A 16,210-nucleotide genomic window follows, 5' to 3' on the forward strand; every position below is an offset into this window, starting at 1 on the left:
GTTGCCGGTCGAGGTGGGCGCGTACACGGCCACCTCGTCGGCCCGGTCGTGCTCTCGGCCGCATCCGCGGCAGGAGCCGACGCGGTGCGGGTTGGCGTACTAGCTCGCTGGTAGGCCGGGCGCGGCGCGGCCGACGTAGACCGCACCGGCTGTTTCCTGAGCGCGCCGTTCCGGACGGCGGCCGGATGGGGCCTGCGGCTCGGGGCCGGGGTCGGGCACCGGCGGCATCGGCCGGGTGACCGGCCCGTCGCCGGTGACCCGGAGCTGATCGCCGTGGTGCCACAGCTCCACCGCGTCGTCCGGCCCGGCGTCCGGCAGCTCGTAGCGGGCCTCCCGCCCGGTGAGCGTGACCCGCAGGCGGTGCCCGTGCCGGCGCAGGTGGAACACCAGCCGGGTGATCGGCCGGGGTAGGCGCGGCTCGAACGCGAGCACGCCCCGGTCGTCGCGCAGCCCGCCGAAGCCCTGCGCCACCACCAGCCAGGCGCCGGCCAGGGACGCCAGGTGCAGCCCGTCGGCGGTCTTGTCGCCCAGGTCGGCGAGATCCTGGAACGCCGTCTCGGCGAACAGGTCGTACGCCAGGTCGAGATGCCCGACCTCGGCGGCGAGGATCGCCTGCGCGGACGCCGACAGCGACGAGTCCCGGACGGTCCGCGCCTCGTAGTAGGCGACGTTGCGCGTCTTCTCCTCGGCGGTGAACTCCCCCGGGCAGCGCAGCATGGCCAGCACCAGGTCGGCCTGCTTGACCACCTGCTTGCGGTACAGCTCCAGGTAGGGGAAGTGCAGCAGCAGCGGGTAGTCGTCCTCGCCGGTGCCGGCGAAGTCCCACTCCGGCTGCGCGGTGAACCGGCCGACTGCTCGTGCACGCCGCGCTTGCCGTCGTACGGGACGAACATCGCGTCGGCGGCGGCCCGCCAGCCGGCCACCTCGGCGGCGTCGACGCCGAGCCGCGCGGCCACCTCCGGGCACTGTTCCACGGCGTCGGCGGCGCCGCGCAGGTTGCGCCGGGCCATCAGGTTGGTGAAGACGTTGTCGTCGACCAGCGCGGAGTACTCGTCCGGGCCGGTGACGCCGGTCAGGTGGAACACGCCGCCGTCGTCGAAGTGGCCGTAGCCGTGCCACAGCCGAGCGGTCTCGATCAGCACCTCGGCGCCGCTCTCGGCGAGGAACGCGGTGTCGCCGGTGGCCGCGACGTACCGCAGCACCGCGTCGGCGATGTCGGCGTTGACGTGCAGGCCCGCGCTGCCGGCCGGCCAGTAGCCGGAGCACTCCCGGCCACTGAGCGTCCGCCACGGGTAGGTGGCGCCGGTCAGGCGCAGCTCGGCCGCGCGCTCGCGGGCCTCGGGCAGGTGGGCGTGCCGCCAGCGCAGCGCCGAGCGGGCCAGCTCCGGCGCCAGGTACGTCAGCACCGGCAGCACGTAGCCCTCGGTGTCCCAGAGCACGTGCCCGTCGTAGCCGTTGCCGGTCAGCCCCTTCGCCGGGATGGTCCGGTCGCCGTCGGCGCGGCCGGACTGCAGCAGGTGGAACACCGAGAACCGCACTGCGAGTTGCAGCTCCGGGTCGCCGTCCAGCTCGACGTCGGCGGTGGCCCACGCCGCGTCGAGCGCGGCGCGCTGCTCGGCGAGCAGGGCGTCGAACCCGTCGGCCCGGGCCGCGTCCGCCTCCGCGACGACCAGGTCGGCCAGCTCACCGGCCGGGGTGCCGTCGACGTCGGCGCACTCGTACGCGGCGAACCGGGTGACCCGGATCCGCTCGCCGGGGCGTACCTGACCGGACAGCGCCAGCCGGAACCGGTCGGCGGTCACTTCGGTGCCGGTGGCGATCTCGTCGGGCGCTTCGACCCGGTGCGCGACGGCGACGGCGACCCGCTGGCCGCTGCGCCCGGTCCGGTGCACGAGCACACCGTCGAGGCCGTCGTCGCGGCGGATCTCGCCGGTGAGCGGGTCGTGGATCACCGAGGCGGCCCGGGGGTCATCGGCGCGTTCCGGCACCCGCTGGTTGGCGAGCAGGTCGGCGCCGACCCGCAGCCGGACCGGCTCGTCCAGCGGCTCGGCCGCCCAGTCGACGGCGGCGACCGGACGTCGGGTCAGCGAGACCAGGCGGGTGCTGCGGATGCGTACGCCCCGGCCGCCCGGCGAGATCCACTCGGTCTCCCGGTCGACCACCCCGGCACGCAGGTCAAGTTCCTGGTGGTGCCGCCGGATCGTGCCGGTCCGCAGGTCCAGCGGCTCGTCGTCGACCCAGAGCCGGATCAGTGCGGCGTTCGGCGCGCTGATCACGGTGTCGCTGCGTTCCGGGAACGCGTACCCGCTCTCCGGGTAGGTCAGCTCGTGCTGCTCGTGGAACCCGTTGAGGTAGCTGCCCGGCATCCCGCAGGGTTCGCCCTCGTCGAGCGTCCCGCGCCAGCCCACCCAGCCGTTGGCGAGCGCGAAGACGGACTCGGTCTCGCCCAGCCGGTCCAGGTCCGCGCTCGTGCGCCGGATCCGCCAACCGTCGTCGCCGTGCGGCACGTGCCCTCCCGAGTCCGAAGCCTGGACCACCACCGAACCAGACCCGGCTGGGAGGTGGCTGGGACTCCGATACCCGTGGCTACGCCTGCCCGCACCTGCGGGTGGCCGATCACACGGTGACGAGCACCAGCGCGGCGGCGGTGCCGAGCACCAGGAACGGCCCGAACGGCAGATGCCCGGACCAGCGGACCCGCCGGGCGGCGAGCAGCACGACCCCGGCCAGCCCGGCGAGGACGAGCGCGAGCACCAGCCCGGCCACGAGCACCGGCCAGCCGTACCAGCCGAGCAGCGCGCCCGCGCCGAGCGCAAGCTTGGCGTCGCCGAGGCCGAAGCCACGCCGCCCGAACAGCAGCGTGGTCGCGGCGAATCCGCCGCCGAGCACCAGCCCGGCCAGGACCGCGCGGATCCACGGGTCCGCGCCCGGACCGGTCAGCGCGGCCACCCCGAGCAGCGCCCACGCACCGACGGCGGCCGGCCAGGTGAGCCGGTCGGGCAGCCGGTGCGCCATCGCGTCCACGATCGTCATCGGCACCGCCCAGACGAGCCACCAGGCCAGTGCCAGCCGCGCGGCGGTTGCGCCGCCGGCGAACAGCGGCACCGCCACCGCGAACAGCAGTGCCACCTCCACCACTGCGGGCGCCGCGCCGACCCGGGCCCGGCAGGCCGGGCAACGGGCGGCGGGGCCGAGCGCCGGCAGCGGCCGGTCCAGCCCGATCGGGGCGCCGCAGCCGTCGCACCCCGTCCGGTCCGGAGACCCCGGCGGTACGGCGTAGCGCGCCACCGCCAGCCGGAGCAGGGGTACGACCGTCAGGGCGGCGATGAGCCGGGCGCTCGGACGGCGGGCATCGGTCACCCGTCCGGTACGCCGTACCCGTTCAGCCGTCATGCCGGATCCCCCGTCCGGTCGCCGCGCGTTCCATCGTGGAGCACGCAGAGTGATTTGTACCTCGCGCAAGTGTGACGGCCGAGGCGTACCGGGGCGTCTGATGCGACTCGGCGGCGGCCGGGGCAGGTCGTGGCGTGAGCCCCGGCGAACGGGCGGGACGGATCGGACGAGCGGCATGCTCCCCACCCATACCGGCGGCACCGCGGCGGCTCGCCGCCGCCGTCGCGGCGCGTACGGGTGAGCACACGCCCGCCGGCTCGGAGCCCCGCGGAAGCCCGCTCGTCATCGTGACGACACACACCGGCCACCACCTCCCGTCTTCACTCACCGTGTTCACGTGAATTACCTCTGTTGCATCGGCGGACGTGAGCCTATGCTCGCCCCTTGGGTACGACGCAACCCCCGATCAATTGGCGTCGGAGGCACCAGGGCACGGAATCCGCAGCGATCAGTACAGGTCAATACAAGTGGCGGCGACGGGGGCCCGGAGTGACAGTTCCGGGCGCGCTTCCGCATGCCCGGAGCGGGTCGGCGTGATCGCCCCGGGCCGGCACCGAGGAGGGATCGGCGTTGCGCACACGGCAATCCCGCCGATGGGAAATCTTCCTGCTCAGCGTTGTGCTGGTGGTCGGCTCGGCCGGCTGCGGCACCGAGCCGGAGGCGGCCACCCGTCCGCTGACCGGCCGCGCCGCCGCACCCGCCGGCCATTCCAGCGCCGAGGAGGACGCGGCCGGAAAAGCGGCCCTGGCCGCCTATTCCGGCTATCTCGACGCGTCCCGGGCAGCCAGTGCGCGCAGCGATCCGTCCCATCCCGCTCTGACCCGTTTTCTGGCTGATCCGTTGCTGACTCGGGTGCGAATGGCGATTCTCGACGCGAAGGAGCACGGCGCGATGCGTACCGGGAAACTGCTCTCCGACCCCGAGGTCGTGTCGGTCGACCTGACCGCCCGCCCGCCCACGGTCGAGATCCAGGACTGCCTGGACGCGAGCGGCTACCGGCTCGTCTACGCCAAGGACCGCAAGGCCGTACCCGGCACCCGCGGCGGGCGCTACCTGGCGACTGCCACAGCGGTCCGTTTCCCGGACGGCCGGTGGCTGGTCAACGGCGGCGCCGCGCACCAGGACCAGCCGTGCTGACCTGGGGAGGAAGGGGTGTCCCGGCCCACCCGACCCGGGCCGGGACGCCCCGCCGGCTGCTGCTCGCCGCCGGCCTGGCCGCGCTGCTGACGCTCACCGGCGCACCCGCCCGCGCCGCCGACCCCGGCGGCTCCTGCCCGCCGGAACAGACCGACTGCGACGTCTGGGACGACGACCCCGGCACGCCGGGCGGCCCGGGCGGGCCGGGTGGCGGCGGGGACAACGGCGGCGGGGGCGGCAACGGCAGCGGCACGCCGAAGTGCCAGTGGAACGGCCGGGCCATCCCCTGCTACCACGAGGTTCTCGGCTGGTTCAACAACGCCGACGGCTGCTACTACAAGCTCGAGGAGCCGCAGGACGAGGCGCCTCCCGGCCAACAGTGGTACCAGCTCACCTGCAACGGCGGCGACCTCGGCAGCCTGCGCCGGGCACTTCTCGACGCCCCGCCGCCCGGATACGGCGCGCCGCCGGACCCGGAGGAACTGGCCCGCCGCGCGCTGGCCTCGATCTCCCTGCTCCCGCCCCGGGCGTCGGTGGCGCCCCGGCGCAGCCAGGGCCCCGGTCTGGTCGGACTGCCGGTCTGGATGTGGGCCAGCCCGGGGGCCGCGTACTTCGGGCCGCTGAGCGCGTCCGCCTCGGACCGAGGGCTGACCGTGGAGATCACCGCGAAGGTGGACCGGATCGTCTGGCACATGTCCGACGACATCGACGTCACCTGCGACGGGCCGGGCACGCCGTACCGGGCGAACGGGCCGAGGGCCGGCTCCACCTCGCCCGACTGCGGCCTCGACCAGGGCTATCCGGAGGCCGGCACCTATCAGGTGAGCGCCACGACGTTCTGGACCGTCGAGTGGTCCGGCGGCGGGGAGAGCGGCGTCATCGCCCAGAGCCGGTCCAGCGGCGTCGTCCAGGTACAGATCAACGAACTTCAGGTGGTGACCCGATGAGTGTCGTGGCAGCCCGCAACGGAACCCCGGTGGAGGCACCCGTCGCGCCGCCGAAGGTGGTCCGGCAACGACGCGTCCGCCCCGGCCTGCTCGGCCTGGCGGTCCTGCTGATCGCGCTCGGCGGGCTGGGCGCGGCGTTCGCGGTCACGTCGGTGCGCTCCACCGGCACGTACCTGGCCGTGGCCCGGCCGGTCGACGTGGGACAGCAGCTCACCGCCGACGACCTGATGCCGGTACGCGTCTCCGGCGGACGGGAACTCCAGCCGGTGCCCGCCGGCCGGATGGACGAGGTACTCGGGCTGCGGGCGGCCGTCCGGCTCACCCCGGGCACGCTGCTCACCCCGGCGCAGCTCACCGAGGCCCCGCTGCTCGGCGCCGGTCAGCAGCAGATCGCGCTGGGGCTGGAACCCGAGCAGGTGCCGGCCCGCAAGCTGCACCCCGGCGACAAGGTGCTGCTGGTCAGCACGCCCTCGAACGCGACCGGCGGCGGCTCCGAGGCGTCCCGTGGCGGCGGCACCCGATTCGAGGGCACCGTGATCGACACCGCCACGCCGCAGAACGGTGACGTGGTGGTCTACCTGGCACTGGCCGTACGGGACGTGCCCGCTGTCGTGGCGCTCGCCGCCGACGACCGGATCGCGCTCGTGCTCACCGAGGCCGCCTGATGGCGATCATCGCCCTGGTCTCGGCGAAGGGGTCGCCGGGCGTCACCACCGCCGCGCTCGCCGCCGCGCTGAGCTGGCACCGGCGGCTCGTGCTGGCCGAGTGCGACCCGGCGGGCGGCTCGATCCTCGCCGGTTACCTCGGCGGGGCGCTGGACGGGCCGCGCGGCATCGGCGAGCTGGCGGTGGGTGAGCTGCGCGACGGCAGCCTGGAGCACGCGTTCTGGTCCCAGCTGGTCGACCTGGACGCGCCCCGCCGCGAACGGCTGCTGCTACCCGGTGTGGTGGACCCGGCCCAGGCCGGCAGCGTCATCCCGCTCTGGCAGCGCTTCGCCGACTACTTCACCGGGCTGGAACGGGGCGAACCGCCGTACGACGTACTGGTCGACTGCGGGCGGCTGGCAGTGGGCGGTCCACCGTGGCCGCTGCTGCGGGCCGCCGCGGTGGTGCTGCTGGTCACGCGCGCGCACCTGCCCGACCTCTCCGCCACCCGGGCCACCGCCCGCGCCGTCGAACGGGATCTCACCGAGCACCGCGTGCCGCCGGGCACGCTGCGACTGCTCGTGGTCGGGGACGGGCACGGCACCAGCGAGATCAGCAAGGCGCTGCGGCTGCCGGTGATCGCCCGCCTGCCGCACGACCCGCGTACCGCCGAGGTGCTCGCCCACGGCGGCACCGTACGGGCCAACCGGCCGCTGATGCGCGCGGCCGGCGCCCTGGAGGTGCCGGTCCGGGCGCTGCTGGACCGGCGGCGCGCCCGGCTGGCCTGGCCCGGGACGACCACCCCCCGCGCGGTGACCGCGCCGAGCGTGCCGGGGGTGTCCGGTGCGGTTTGAGCCGGTCTCCCACGACCCACGCGCGCAGCAGCCGGGCGTCGTCTCCACGGTCCCGCCACTGGCCCCGCCGAACGGGCGGCACCACGTCCCCGGGCCGCTGCCCGCCGCGCCACCGGCGCCACCGCCACGCCCCCGGGTCGACTTCGCGGTGGTCCGCGAGCTGCGCCGGGAGCTGAGCGAACGGCTCACCCACTGGCAGCGCGGACGCGAGTTCGACGCCGACGCCGAGGAGGTCGAGCGCGCCCGGCTGGCGGTCGCTGTGGTGTCCGCGTACGCCGACTCGGTACGCCGGGCCGGCACACCCATGGCCGCCGACTCGGAACGCCAGCTGCTCGACCAGGTCACGGCCGAACTCGTCGGGCTGGGCCGCCTCCAGACGCTGCTCGTCGACGACAGCATCGAGGAGGTGCACATCCTCGGCTGCGACCAGGTACGCATCACCCGGCACGGCGGCGGCGTCGACTGGGCCGAGCCGATCGCCGAGACCGACGACGAGCTGGTGGAGATCCTCCAGGCGGCGGCCCGCCGGGCCGGGGCCACCGAACGGTCGCTGTCCACGTCGAAGCCCACGCTCGACCTGCAACTGCCCGACGGCAGCCGGCTCGCCGCCGTGTTCCTGGTGAGCCACCGCCCGTACGCGGTGATCCGCAAGCACAACACGCTCGAGGTGAGCCTGGAGGACATCGCGGGCGGGCGGCCCGACCTGGACGAGATGATCGACCCGCTGCTGCGCGACTTCCTCCGCGCGTCAATGCGGGCCGGGCTGAACATCATGGTCGCCGGGCTCGCCGGGGCCGGAAAGACCACAGTCATCCGCGCGCTGATGGACGAGATCCCGGCCGACGAGCCGTACGTGCTGCTGGAGGAGAGCCGCGAACTCCTGCCGGCCCGGCGCGGACACAAGCACCGCGCGGTGATGAGCTTCGAGTCCCGGGAGGGCCACGGCGAGCGCGGCGCGGACGGGCGGCCGGCGGGTGAGGTCAGCATCGCCGACCTGATCCCGGTGTCGCTGCGGATGGGCGTGCTGCGGATCATCGTCGGCGAGGTGCGGTCCCGGGAGATCGTGCCGATGCTCCAGGCGATGACCACGAGCCGCGGGTCGATGTGCACCATTCACGCGCGTACCCCCTCGGGGGTGAGCGAACGCATCATCGAACTGGCGCTGTCGCACGGCCGGGAGATGACAGTCGACCAGGCCCGCCGGATGGCCGGCAACGCGCTCGACCTGATCGTCTACGTCACGGTCGAGGACGAGACCGCGATCGGCGGCCGCAAGCACCGCTTCGTCTCGCACGTCGAGGAGGTCATCGGCGTCGGCGAGGGCAACCGGATGACCACGACCAGCGTCTTCGGTCCGGGGCCGGACGGCCGCGCGGTCCCCCGTCACCTGCCCGAACGCATCCGCGACCAACTGCTGCGCGTCGGCTACGACGCCCGCCTGCTCACCCGGTTCGTCGAGGTCGGTGTGGGCGCGTGGCGGCGGCCCCGGCACACCCGCCTCGGGGCGCGGCCGAGCGGAGGCCCGGCGTGACGCAGATCGAACTGATCGCCCTGGTCTCCGGTGCCGCCTGCGTGGCGGGGCTGGTGCTGACCGTCGTCGCGCTCGTCGGCACCCGCCGCCCGCCCGGTCCGGCACCAGGTGCCGGGCCGGGCCTGAGCCGCCTCTGGACCGGTTCCGGCGCGAGCCGCGCCGACCAGCGCCGTTACCAGCTCCTGCTCGGCGCCGCGGTGGTCGCCGGGGCGGTGGCGTTCCTGCTCACCGGGCTGCCGGTGGTCGGCCTGCTGGTGGCACTCGCGGTGCCGGGCGTGCCGTGGCTGTTCGCGGTCGGCCGGGCCGAGCAGCGGGCCATCGCCCGGGTCGAAGCCGTAGGCGAGTGGACCCGCCGGCTCAAGGACATCTCGGCCACCGGCCAGGGACTCCAGCAGGCGATCATCGGCACCATCGCCACCGCTCCGGAGGAGATCCAGGAGGAGGTACGCACGCTCGCGGCCCGCCTCCAGGCCGGCTGGCTGGCCCGCTCCGCGCTGCTCGCCTTCGCCGACGAGATCGCCGACCCGGTCGCCGACCAGGTGGTGGCCGCGCTGATCCTGCACCTCACCGACCGGGGTGAGCGCCTCGGCGACGTGCTCGGGTCGATCGCCACCGCCGCCTCGGCCGAGGTGGCGACCCGGCGCGAGGTCGAGGCGAAGCGCACCCAGCCCCGGTTCGCGGTCCGCTTCCTCACCGGCATGACGCTGGCGACGCTCGCGTACGGGCTGGTCAACAGCGACTACATCCGTCCCTACGGGACGGTGACGGGTCAGCTCGTGATGGCGGTGCTCGGCGCGGCGTTCGTCGGGCTGCTGGTCTGGGTGCGCTCGATGAGCCAGCCGCCCCGGCCCGCGCGCTTCCTGCCGGCGCCCGACCCGGAGGAGGCGATCGCGTGAGCGCACTCAACTGGCAGATGGCGATCGCTGTGCTCGGCGGGTGCGCGGTCGGGCTCGGGCTGTTCCTGGTCGTACGCGAGGCTCTGCCGGCCACCCCGGCGCTCGGCCCGGCGCTGCGCCGGCTGCACCAGCCACCCGGCCAGGCCCCGGCCGCCGGCGCCGGGCCGGACTGGCTCGGCGGATTCGCCCGCTGGCTGCGCCCGCCGCACCGGCAGCTCGCCCTGCTCGACCGCACCCCGGAGCAGTACGCCCTCTCCGTGCTGCTGTCCGCGCTCGTCGGGTTCGCCACCCCGGCGGTCGCCTCGGCAGTGCTCTTCGTCGGCGGGGTGGCGCTGCCGGTGGCCGTACCGGTGGTGGCCAGCCTGGGCCTGGCGCTCGGCGCCGGTCTGCTCGCGCACCGCGCGGTCCTGGCCAAGGCGGACGCCGCCCGGGACGAGTTCCGCCAGGCGGTCTGCACCTATCTCGACCTGGTGGCGTTGCAGCTGTCCGCCGCGCACGGCCCGGTGCAGTCGCTGGAGCGCGCGGCGGCGGTCTGCGACGGCTGGGTCTTCGACCGGATCCGGGAGGCGCTGCGGCTCGCCCAGCTCCAGATGCACTCGCCCTGGGACGAGCTGCAGGAGCTGGCCGAGCGGATCGGCATCCCGGAACTGGGCGACGTGGGCGCCATCATGCGCTCCTCGGGCAGCGAGGGCGCCCAGGTGCACGAGACGTTGCGGTCCCGCGCCGACTCGCTGCGCGACCAGATCCGCACCGACAACCTGGCTCGGGCCGAGGGGGTCACCAGCAAGTTGGACATCCCCGGCTCGCTGCTGGTGTTCGTCCTGCTCGGCTTCGCCGTCTATCCGTTCCTCGCCCGTCTGTGAACCCCCTTCGAGAAGGAGACGACCATGCACCTCTACGCCTACCTGTACGTGGCGGTGAGCACCCGCCTCGCCGAGCTGCGCCGGGACTCCGAGCGCGGCGACAGCCCGGTACCGACCGCGGTGATCATCTTCGGCCTGGTCGCGGTGGCCATGGCGGTCACCGGGCTCGCCCTGGCCAAGGCGAACAACTGGATGAACGCCATCCCGAACAACACGGCGCCGCAGGCCCCGTGATGCCCCGCCCCGCCCGTACGGTCCGGAGCCGGCCGGCGTCTGCCGGCCGGCCCGCCGGCCCGCCCGGTCCGGGGCGGTTCGCCGCTGCCCTGCGTGCCCGCCTGGCCGAGGGCGAGCGGGGCGCCAACCCGGTCGAGCTGGCCGTGGTGATGCCGGTGATCCTGGTGATGCTGTTCGGCTCGATCCAGGTCGCCGTCTGGTTCGTGGCCCGGTCCACCGCGCTGAACGCCGCGCAGACCGCTGTGAACGCCCAGCGCACGATCGACGCCGGGCCGGACGCCGGACGGCAGCGGGCGATCAGCTTCCTGCAGCAGGCCGGGGACTGGCTGGTCGGCTGGGAGCAGACCGGCCCGACCTGCGTCGAGACCGCCACCGGCGTCACCTGCACGGTGCAGGGACGCTCCCTGTCGGTCATCCCGGGCGTCTCGTTCGAGGTCACGCAGACCGCGCACGGCCCGGCCGAACGCTGGACCACCGGATGAGCGCCGGGCCACGACGGGACCGGGGTTCCGTCTCGATCGAGGTGGCGGTGCTCGCGCCCGCCTTCATCGGGCTGATGGTGCTGGCCGGGGTCGCCGGGCGGACCGCGATCGCGGACGAGGCGGTGGAGTCGGCCGCCCACGACGCCGCCCGGGCCGCCTCGCTGGCCCGCAACGCCGACGACGGTGCGGAGGCCGCCGAGGAGGCGGCCCAGGACCAGCTCGGCTGGGCGGGGCTGAACTGCACCGGCCCACCCCAGATCGATCTCGCGGGCTCGGTGGCCGGGACGACGACGAGCTTCGCCGCCGCGTACCAGAGCGCCGCAGGCGTGCCGGCGACCGTGACGGTCACGGTGACCTGCACCGTCTCCTTCGACGACCTGAGCGCGCCCGGCCTGCCCGGCGTGCCCGGCGGCAAGACCGTCTCGGCGAGGTTCACCTCGCCGCTGGACACCTACCGGAGCCGCGGATGACCGGGCGGGGCGAGGCGGAGAACGGCCGGGTGAGCCTGTTCCTGGCCGTGGCGATGACCGGCGCACTGGCGATCATCGGCCTGGCCTACGACGGCGCGGGTCAACTGCGCACGCTCCAGCGCGCGGACAACCTGGCCGCCGAGGCGGCCCGCGCCGGCGGCCAGATGATCGACCGCGCGCGGGCCATCGAGGGCGGCCCGAAGCAGATCGACCAGGTCGCCGCCCGCGCCGCGGTCGCCGCCTACCTCGGCGCCGCGGGCGGCGTCCAGGACCACGAGGTCGACTTCCCCGTGGTCGGCACCGAGACCCAGATCCGGGTGAGCGTGCAGATCACCTACAGCCGGGACCTGCTGAGTCTGTTCGGCGCACAGAAGACCGCCACCGTCACCGGTGAGGCCACCGCTCGGGCGCTCACCGGCCCACCATAGGAAGGGAAGGCCGCCATGGGCGCACCCCGACGCTCCCCCGTCCGCCGCGCCGGCCAGGTTCTCACCGGCCTCGGCGCCCTCGTCGTGCTCGTCGGCGTGCTGGCCGGCGGGCCGGTCGCGTTGCTGGCGTTCGCCGGCAACCCGCTGCCGGATCATCTGCCCACGCTGGCCGAGGTCGGTACGGCGTTGACCAGCCGTGACGACGGTCAACTGTTCCTGCGCGCGCTGGCGGTGGTGGGCTGGTTCGGCTGGGCCACGTTCGCGTTCTCCGTCGTGGTGGAGCTGCTCGCGGCGGCGGTACGCCGGCCGGCGCCGAAGCTGCCCGGGATGCACCGCCAGCAGAAGGCGGCCGCCGCGCTCGTCGGTTCGGTCGCGCTGATCCTGGTCGCGAGCCCGGCCGCGGCGAGCGCCCCCGCACTGACCGCCCCGCAACCGGTGGTCGCGGCCTCGACGGTCGCAGCTCCGGCGTTCACCGCTCCGGCGGCGGCGCCGGGTGTCGCGTCACCGGCGGTGCCGGTCGCGGCGGAGACGAGCGAACCGGCCGTGTACCGGGTCGCCAAGGGCGACTACCTGGGCGAGGTGGCCGACCGTTACCTGGACGACTTCGACAGATACAAGGAGCTGGCCCGGCTGAACCGGCTCGCCGACCCGGACCGGATCCGCCCGGGTCAGCTCATCACGCTGCCGGACGGCGCGACGGATTCGGGTGCCCGGCGGCACGCCACCGGACGGATCGTGGTCACCAAGCCGGCCGAGACGGCACCCGTCAAACCCGGTGGCGGCGGTGCCTCCTCGACCACCCCGAAGGCGAAGCCCAAGCCGACGCCGCGGGACGCGACGCCCACCGTGGAGGCGCCTGTCGGTCAGCCGCCGGCCATGTCGGCGGGCGCGTCCCGGGCCACCGCGGAGGAAGGCATCAACCGTCCGCTCGCCATCTCGGCGGTGCTGGCCGTGGCGAGCATCGTGGGTGCGCAGATCGGCGCGCTGCTCGGGTTGCGCAAGCGGCCGGTGCCCGCCCGCGCGCTGTCGAGCGGACGGCACCGGCGGGACTGACTCAGGGCAGCCGGGCCTCGACCTGGCCGGACACCACGCGGCTGGGGAGCACGATCTGGTCGTTGGCGGCCGGACCGTGCACCACCTCGCCGCCGTCGAGCCGGAACGCGCTGCCGTGCCAGGGGCAGACCACGCAGGCGTGGCCGTCGATCTGCTCCACCTTGCCCTCGCCGAGCGGGCCGCTCTGGTGGGGGCAGCGCTCCAGCATCACGCTGACGTCGTCGCCGTCCCGGTAGAGGATCACCGGGACGTCGTCGATCTTCTTGGTGACCAGCTCGTGCCGGGGCAGGCTGCCCAGGTCGCCGACCCGGTGCCACCCGTCGCTGATCAGGTGCATCTCGGAGACGCTCTGGCTGGCCTGGGCGCCCTGCTTGTACGCGAGGTGCCCACCCAGGTAAGCCCCACCGCTCGCGGCGGACAGCCCCAGATAGGACAGCGTCCGGCCGAGTCCGTGGCGCCCGTTGAGCCGGGCCGCCAACGAGCCGGCGTACAGCGCCAGGCCGACCGTGTTGGCGGCGGCGTGCACCAGCCCGATCCGGCGCTGGTCGCGGGTGAGCGTGGCCCAGTCGTTGAGCCCGGCGACCGCCGCGGGCACCGCGCTGACCGTACCGAGGCCCACCAGCGCGGTGGCGGCACGGCGCTGGCCGGGCAGCAGGTCCACCACGGCGGCGGAGATCCAGGCGCCGACCGGCACCTGCACCATCGCGGGGTGCAGCGGATGGCCGAGCCACACCCCGTGCAGCGCGTCGCGCACCCGTTGCGAGCGCAGCGTGCCCTGGACGGCGCGCTGCAACCGGTCACCCACCCGGTCGAGACCGGTGGCCTGTTCGATCTTCGTCAGTAGTTCGCGCACCCGTTCCGACTTCCCGGCAGGAGAGCCCCCAAACCGGACGCCCCGGAATTCCCTCGCAGGTGCGTCGCGGGCATGCTTTGCCCATGGGGGTACGCGTCGAGCACGCCGGTGCCGTGACCACTGTGATCCTGGACCGGCCCGAGGCCCGTAACGCCGTGGACGGGCCCACCGCACGAGCGCTGGCCGACGCGTTCCGCGCGTTCGACGTCGACCCGGACGCGGCGGTCGCGGTGCTCTGGGGCGCGGGCGGCACATTCTGCTCGGGTGCCGACCTCAAGGCCGTCGGCACGCCGCGCGGCAACCGCGTCGAGCCCGACGGGGACGGACCGATGGGCCCGACCCGGATGCGACTGTCCAAGCCGGTGATCGCCGCGATCTCCGGGTACGCGGTGGCGGGCGGGCTGGAGCTGGCGCTCTGGTGCGATCTGCGGGTCGCCGAGTCGGACGCGACGCTCGGCGTGTTCTGCCGACGCTGGGGCGTACCGCTGATCGACGGCGGGACGGTCCGGCTGCCCCGGCTGATCGGCGAGAGCCGCGCGATGGACCTGATCCTCACCGGCCGTCCGGTGCGCGCCGACGAGGCGTACGCGATGGGTCTGGTCAACCGGCTTGTCGCGCCGGGCGAGGCCCGCGCGGCGGCCGAGGAGCTGGCCGCCGGAATCGCCCGGTCCCCGCAGACGTGCCTGCGCAACGACCGGGCGGCGGTGCTGGCCGGCGCGGGGCTGCCCGAGCCGGAGGCGATGGCGGCCGAGCTGGCCTACGGCCTGGAGTCGCTCGCGGTGGACGGGGTGCGCGGCGCCGGCCGGTTCGCCGACGGTGCCGGCCGGCACGGCGCGCCGGCCGGCTGAGGCGTCACTTCAGCGCGCGCAACGCGTCCTCGATGGCGCGGTGGAACGTCGGGTACGCGTAGATCATGTGCCGGAGCTGGCTGATCGGCACCGCCGCGTGCACCGCCACGACGAGCGCGGAGAGCACCTCGCCACCGGCCGGTCCGGCCGACGTGGCCCCGACGAGGACGCCCTGGTCGGCGTCGGCGATCAGCTTGATGAACCCGGCGTTGCCGGTCTTGTGGATCCAGCCCCGGGCCGACGAGGTGAGGTCGGCGTACCCGACCTGGACGTTGACGCCGCGCTCGCGGGCCTGCTGCTCGGTGAGGCCGACCGCGCCGACCTCGGGGTCGGTGAACGTGACCCGGGGCAGCGCCCGGTAGTCGGCGACCGGAACGCTGCCCGGCGCGGCAGTCGATCCGCCCGCGCTCATCGCGCCGCCGACCGCGCTGACCACGCCGGCCGCGCCGCCCACCACACTCGCGGTGCCGCTGGCGTCCGGGCCACCCTTGGTACGCCGCATGTGGTCGAGCAGGTCCGCCACCACGATGCCGGCCTGGTACATGGCGATGTGGGTGAACGCGCCCTCGCCGGTGAGGTCGCCGACCGCCCAGATCCCCCGGGTGACGTGCATCCGGTCGTTCACCGGCAGGTAGCGCTGACCGGCGTCCACCCCGACGGTGTCCAGGCCCAGTTCATCCAGGTGCGCCTTGCGGCCGGTCACCACGAGCAGCTTCTCGCCGGTGAACTCGGCACCGTCGGCGTGCACGGTGAACGTGTCGCCGTCGTGGCCGACCCGGCCGGCCTTGACGCCGGTGTGGATCTCCACCCCGTCGGCGCGCAGCGCGTCGGCGGCGAGCGCGGACGCCTCCGGCTCCTCGGCGGCGAGCACCCGGTCGGCCGCCTCGATCACCGTCACCCGCACGCCGAACCGGGCGAAGACCTGGGCGAGTTCGAGCCCGATCGCGCCGCCGCCGAGCACCAGCAGCGACGCGGGCAGTTCCTCGACCTCGATGGCCTGGTGGTTCGTCCAGTACGGCGTGTCGGCCAGCCCGTCGATCGGCGGGACCGAGGGCCGGGTGCCGGTGCCGAGGACCACGCCGTAGCGGGCCTGGAACACCTGGTCGCCGACGTGTACCCGGTTCGGGCCGTCGAGCCGCCCGCTGCCCCGGACGAACCGGCCGCCCTTGCCGGTGAACCGGTCCACCGCCACCTTGTCGTCCCAGGTGTCGGTGGCCTCGGCCCGGATCCGCTTCGCCACCGGTGCCCAGTCGGGCTGCACCTGGGCGGACCCGGCCAGCTCGTTGACCCGGTGCGCCTCGGCCAGCGCGTTGGCCGCCCGGATCATCATCTTGCTCGGCACGCACCCCCAGTAGGGGCACTCGCCACCGACCAGGTCCCGTTCGATGCCGACCACGGTGAGGCCGGCCTCGGCGAGCCGCCCGGCCACCTCCTCGCCGCCGACGCCGAGCCCGACCACGACCACGTCCACCAGTTCCGGCTCCGCCATTCCGCAAGCATTCCGCACCTCCGGGGCACCGGCCACCGCACCGGCCCGGAATTCCCGCGCCGGTAAGAACGCGACCGCCTACCGTGGC

The 16,210-nt window shown here is 74.7% G+C and carries 16 protein-coding genes and 1 pseudogene; 13 read left to right on the forward strand and 4 right to left on the reverse strand.

What is annotated here, in order from left to right:
- Window positions 1–99: 99 nt before the first annotated feature.
- A pseudogene (locus F8279_RS04960) lies at window positions 100–2,507 on the reverse strand (glycoside hydrolase family 65 protein).
- Window positions 2,508–2,616: 109 nt separating this feature from the next.
- The gene (locus F8279_RS04965; protein ID WP_151499221.1) at window positions 2,617–3,393 is read right to left on the reverse strand and encodes an A24 family peptidase; all 777 of its coding nucleotides are present in this window, start codon (window positions 3,391–3,393) and stop codon (window positions 2,617–2,619) included.
- A gap of 570 nt (window positions 3,394–3,963) precedes the next feature.
- On the opposite strand from F8279_RS04965, the gene F8279_RS04970 reads away from it, so the two are divergent.
- Genes F8279_RS04970 through F8279_RS05025 form a run of 12 tightly spaced genes read left to right on the forward strand, consistent with a single transcriptional unit; the run spans window position 3,964 to window position 12,932 of the window.
- Window positions 3,964–4,530, forward strand: a complete 567-nt coding sequence (locus tag F8279_RS04970) for a hypothetical protein (RefSeq protein ID WP_151499222.1) — start codon at window positions 3,964–3,966, stop codon at window positions 4,528–4,530.
- Complete coding sequence (locus tag F8279_RS04975) at window positions 4,524–5,477, forward strand: hypothetical protein (RefSeq protein WP_151499223.1); 954 nt, start codon at window positions 4,524–4,526, stop codon at window positions 5,475–5,477. The genes F8279_RS04970 and F8279_RS04975 overlap by 7 nt, the downstream gene beginning before the upstream one ends.
- Window positions 5,474–6,142: an SAF domain-containing protein gene (locus F8279_RS04980; protein WP_151499224.1), complete on the forward strand. Its 669-nt coding sequence runs from the start codon at window positions 5,474–5,476 to the stop codon at window positions 6,140–6,142. The genes F8279_RS04975 and F8279_RS04980 overlap by 4 nt, the downstream gene beginning before the upstream one ends.
- Complete coding sequence (locus F8279_RS04985; protein WP_091414211.1) at window positions 6,142–6,975, forward strand: hypothetical protein; 834 nt, start codon at window positions 6,142–6,144, stop codon at window positions 6,973–6,975. Before F8279_RS04980 ends, F8279_RS04985 begins: the two co-directional genes overlap by 1 nt.
- A complete protein-coding gene (locus tag F8279_RS04990) occupies window positions 6,965–8,506 on the forward strand; it encodes a CpaF family protein (protein WP_151499225.1) in 1,542 nt (513 codons plus the stop codon). The genes F8279_RS04985 and F8279_RS04990 overlap by 11 nt, the downstream gene beginning before the upstream one ends.
- A complete protein-coding gene (locus F8279_RS04995) occupies window positions 8,503–9,402 on the forward strand; it encodes a type II secretion system F family protein (RefSeq protein WP_151499226.1) in 900 nt (299 codons plus the stop codon). Before F8279_RS04990 ends, F8279_RS04995 begins: the two co-directional genes overlap by 4 nt.
- Window positions 9,403–9,419: 17 nt before the next feature.
- Complete coding sequence (locus tag F8279_RS05000) at window positions 9,420–10,265, forward strand: type II secretion system F family protein (RefSeq protein ID WP_151499242.1); 846 nt, start codon at window positions 9,420–9,422, stop codon at window positions 10,263–10,265.
- A gap of 24 nt (window positions 10,266–10,289) precedes the next feature.
- A complete protein-coding gene (locus tag F8279_RS05005) occupies window positions 10,290–10,499 on the forward strand; it encodes a hypothetical protein (RefSeq protein WP_013283462.1) in 210 nt (69 codons plus the stop codon).
- Complete coding sequence (locus tag F8279_RS05010; RefSeq protein ID WP_091416042.1) at window positions 10,499–10,981, forward strand: TadE family protein; 483 nt, start codon at window positions 10,499–10,501, stop codon at window positions 10,979–10,981. Before F8279_RS05005 ends, F8279_RS05010 begins: the two co-directional genes overlap by 1 nt.
- Window positions 10,978–11,451, forward strand: a complete 474-nt coding sequence (locus F8279_RS05015) for a TadE/TadG family type IV pilus assembly protein (RefSeq protein WP_151499227.1) — start codon at window positions 10,978–10,980, stop codon at window positions 11,449–11,451. Before F8279_RS05010 ends, F8279_RS05015 begins: the two co-directional genes overlap by 4 nt.
- Entirely contained in the window at window positions 11,448–11,879 is a 432-nt protein-coding gene (locus F8279_RS05020; RefSeq protein WP_151499228.1) for a hypothetical protein, read from the forward strand. The genes F8279_RS05015 and F8279_RS05020 overlap by 4 nt, the downstream gene beginning before the upstream one ends.
- 15 nt (window positions 11,880–11,894) lie before the next feature.
- A complete protein-coding gene (locus F8279_RS05025) occupies window positions 11,895–12,932 on the forward strand; it encodes a LysM peptidoglycan-binding domain-containing protein (protein WP_091414201.1) in 1,038 nt (345 codons plus the stop codon).
- A gap of 1 nt (window position 12,933) precedes the next feature.
- Here F8279_RS05025 and F8279_RS05030 read toward each other — a convergent pair whose 3' ends face one another.
- Entirely contained in the window at window positions 12,934–13,785 is an 852-nt protein-coding gene (locus tag F8279_RS05030; protein ID WP_151499229.1) for a Rieske 2Fe-2S domain-containing protein, read from the reverse strand.
- Window positions 13,786–13,868: 83 nt separating this feature from the next.
- Between F8279_RS05030 and F8279_RS05035 the strand changes: the two genes are divergently transcribed.
- Window positions 13,869–14,633, forward strand: a complete 765-nt coding sequence (locus tag F8279_RS05035) for a crotonase/enoyl-CoA hydratase family protein (RefSeq protein WP_151499230.1) — start codon at window positions 13,869–13,871, stop codon at window positions 14,631–14,633.
- 4 nt (window positions 14,634–14,637) lie between these two features.
- Here the strand turns inward: F8279_RS05035 and F8279_RS05040 are convergent, their stop codons facing one another.
- Window positions 14,638–16,122 carry an NAD(P)/FAD-dependent oxidoreductase gene (locus tag F8279_RS05040; RefSeq protein ID WP_091414194.1) on the reverse strand — a complete coding sequence of 495 codons (1,485 nt, stop codon included), beginning with the start codon at window positions 16,120–16,122 and terminating at the stop codon, window positions 14,638–14,640.
- Window positions 16,123–16,210 lie beyond the last annotated feature (88 nt).

Source organism: Micromonospora sp. AMSO1212t (assembly GCF_008868145.1).
GTDB lineage: Bacteria > Actinomycetota > Actinomycetes > Mycobacteriales > Micromonosporaceae > Micromonospora > Micromonospora tulbaghiae.

Excerpts from the sequence above, each read along its gene's own strand:
- F8279_RS04965 (WP_151499221.1), bottom strand. The coding sequence starts at position 3,393 with ATGACGGCTGAACGGGTACGGCGTACCGGACGGGTGACCGATGCCCGC.
- F8279_RS04980 (WP_151499224.1), top strand. The coding sequence starts at position 5,474 with ATGAGTGTCGTGGCAGCCCGCAACGGAACCCCGGTGGAGGCACCCGTC.
- F8279_RS05010 (WP_091416042.1), top strand. The coding sequence starts at position 10,499 with ATGCCCCGCCCCGCCCGTACGGTCCGGAGCCGGCCGGCGTCTGCCGGC.
- F8279_RS05025 (WP_091414201.1), top strand. The coding sequence starts at position 11,895 with ATGGGCGCACCCCGACGCTCCCCCGTCCGCCGCGCCGGCCAGGTTCTC.
- F8279_RS04985 (WP_091414211.1), top strand. The coding sequence starts at position 6,142 with ATGGCGATCATCGCCCTGGTCTCGGCGAAGGGGTCGCCGGGCGTCACC.
- F8279_RS05000 (WP_151499242.1), top strand. The coding sequence starts at position 9,420 with ATGGCGATCGCTGTGCTCGGCGGGTGCGCGGTCGGGCTCGGGCTGTTC.
- F8279_RS05040 (WP_091414194.1), bottom strand. The coding sequence starts at position 16,122 with ATGGCGGAGCCGGAACTGGTGGACGTGGTCGTGGTCGGGCTCGGCGTC.
- F8279_RS05035 (WP_151499230.1), top strand. The coding sequence starts at position 13,869 with ATGGGGGTACGCGTCGAGCACGCCGGTGCCGTGACCACTGTGATCCTG.
- F8279_RS05020 (WP_151499228.1), top strand. The coding sequence starts at position 11,448 with ATGACCGGGCGGGGCGAGGCGGAGAACGGCCGGGTGAGCCTGTTCCTG.
- F8279_RS05015 (WP_151499227.1), top strand. The coding sequence starts at position 10,978 with ATGAGCGCCGGGCCACGACGGGACCGGGGTTCCGTCTCGATCGAGGTG.
- F8279_RS05005 (WP_013283462.1), top strand. The coding sequence starts at position 10,290 with ATGCACCTCTACGCCTACCTGTACGTGGCGGTGAGCACCCGCCTCGCC.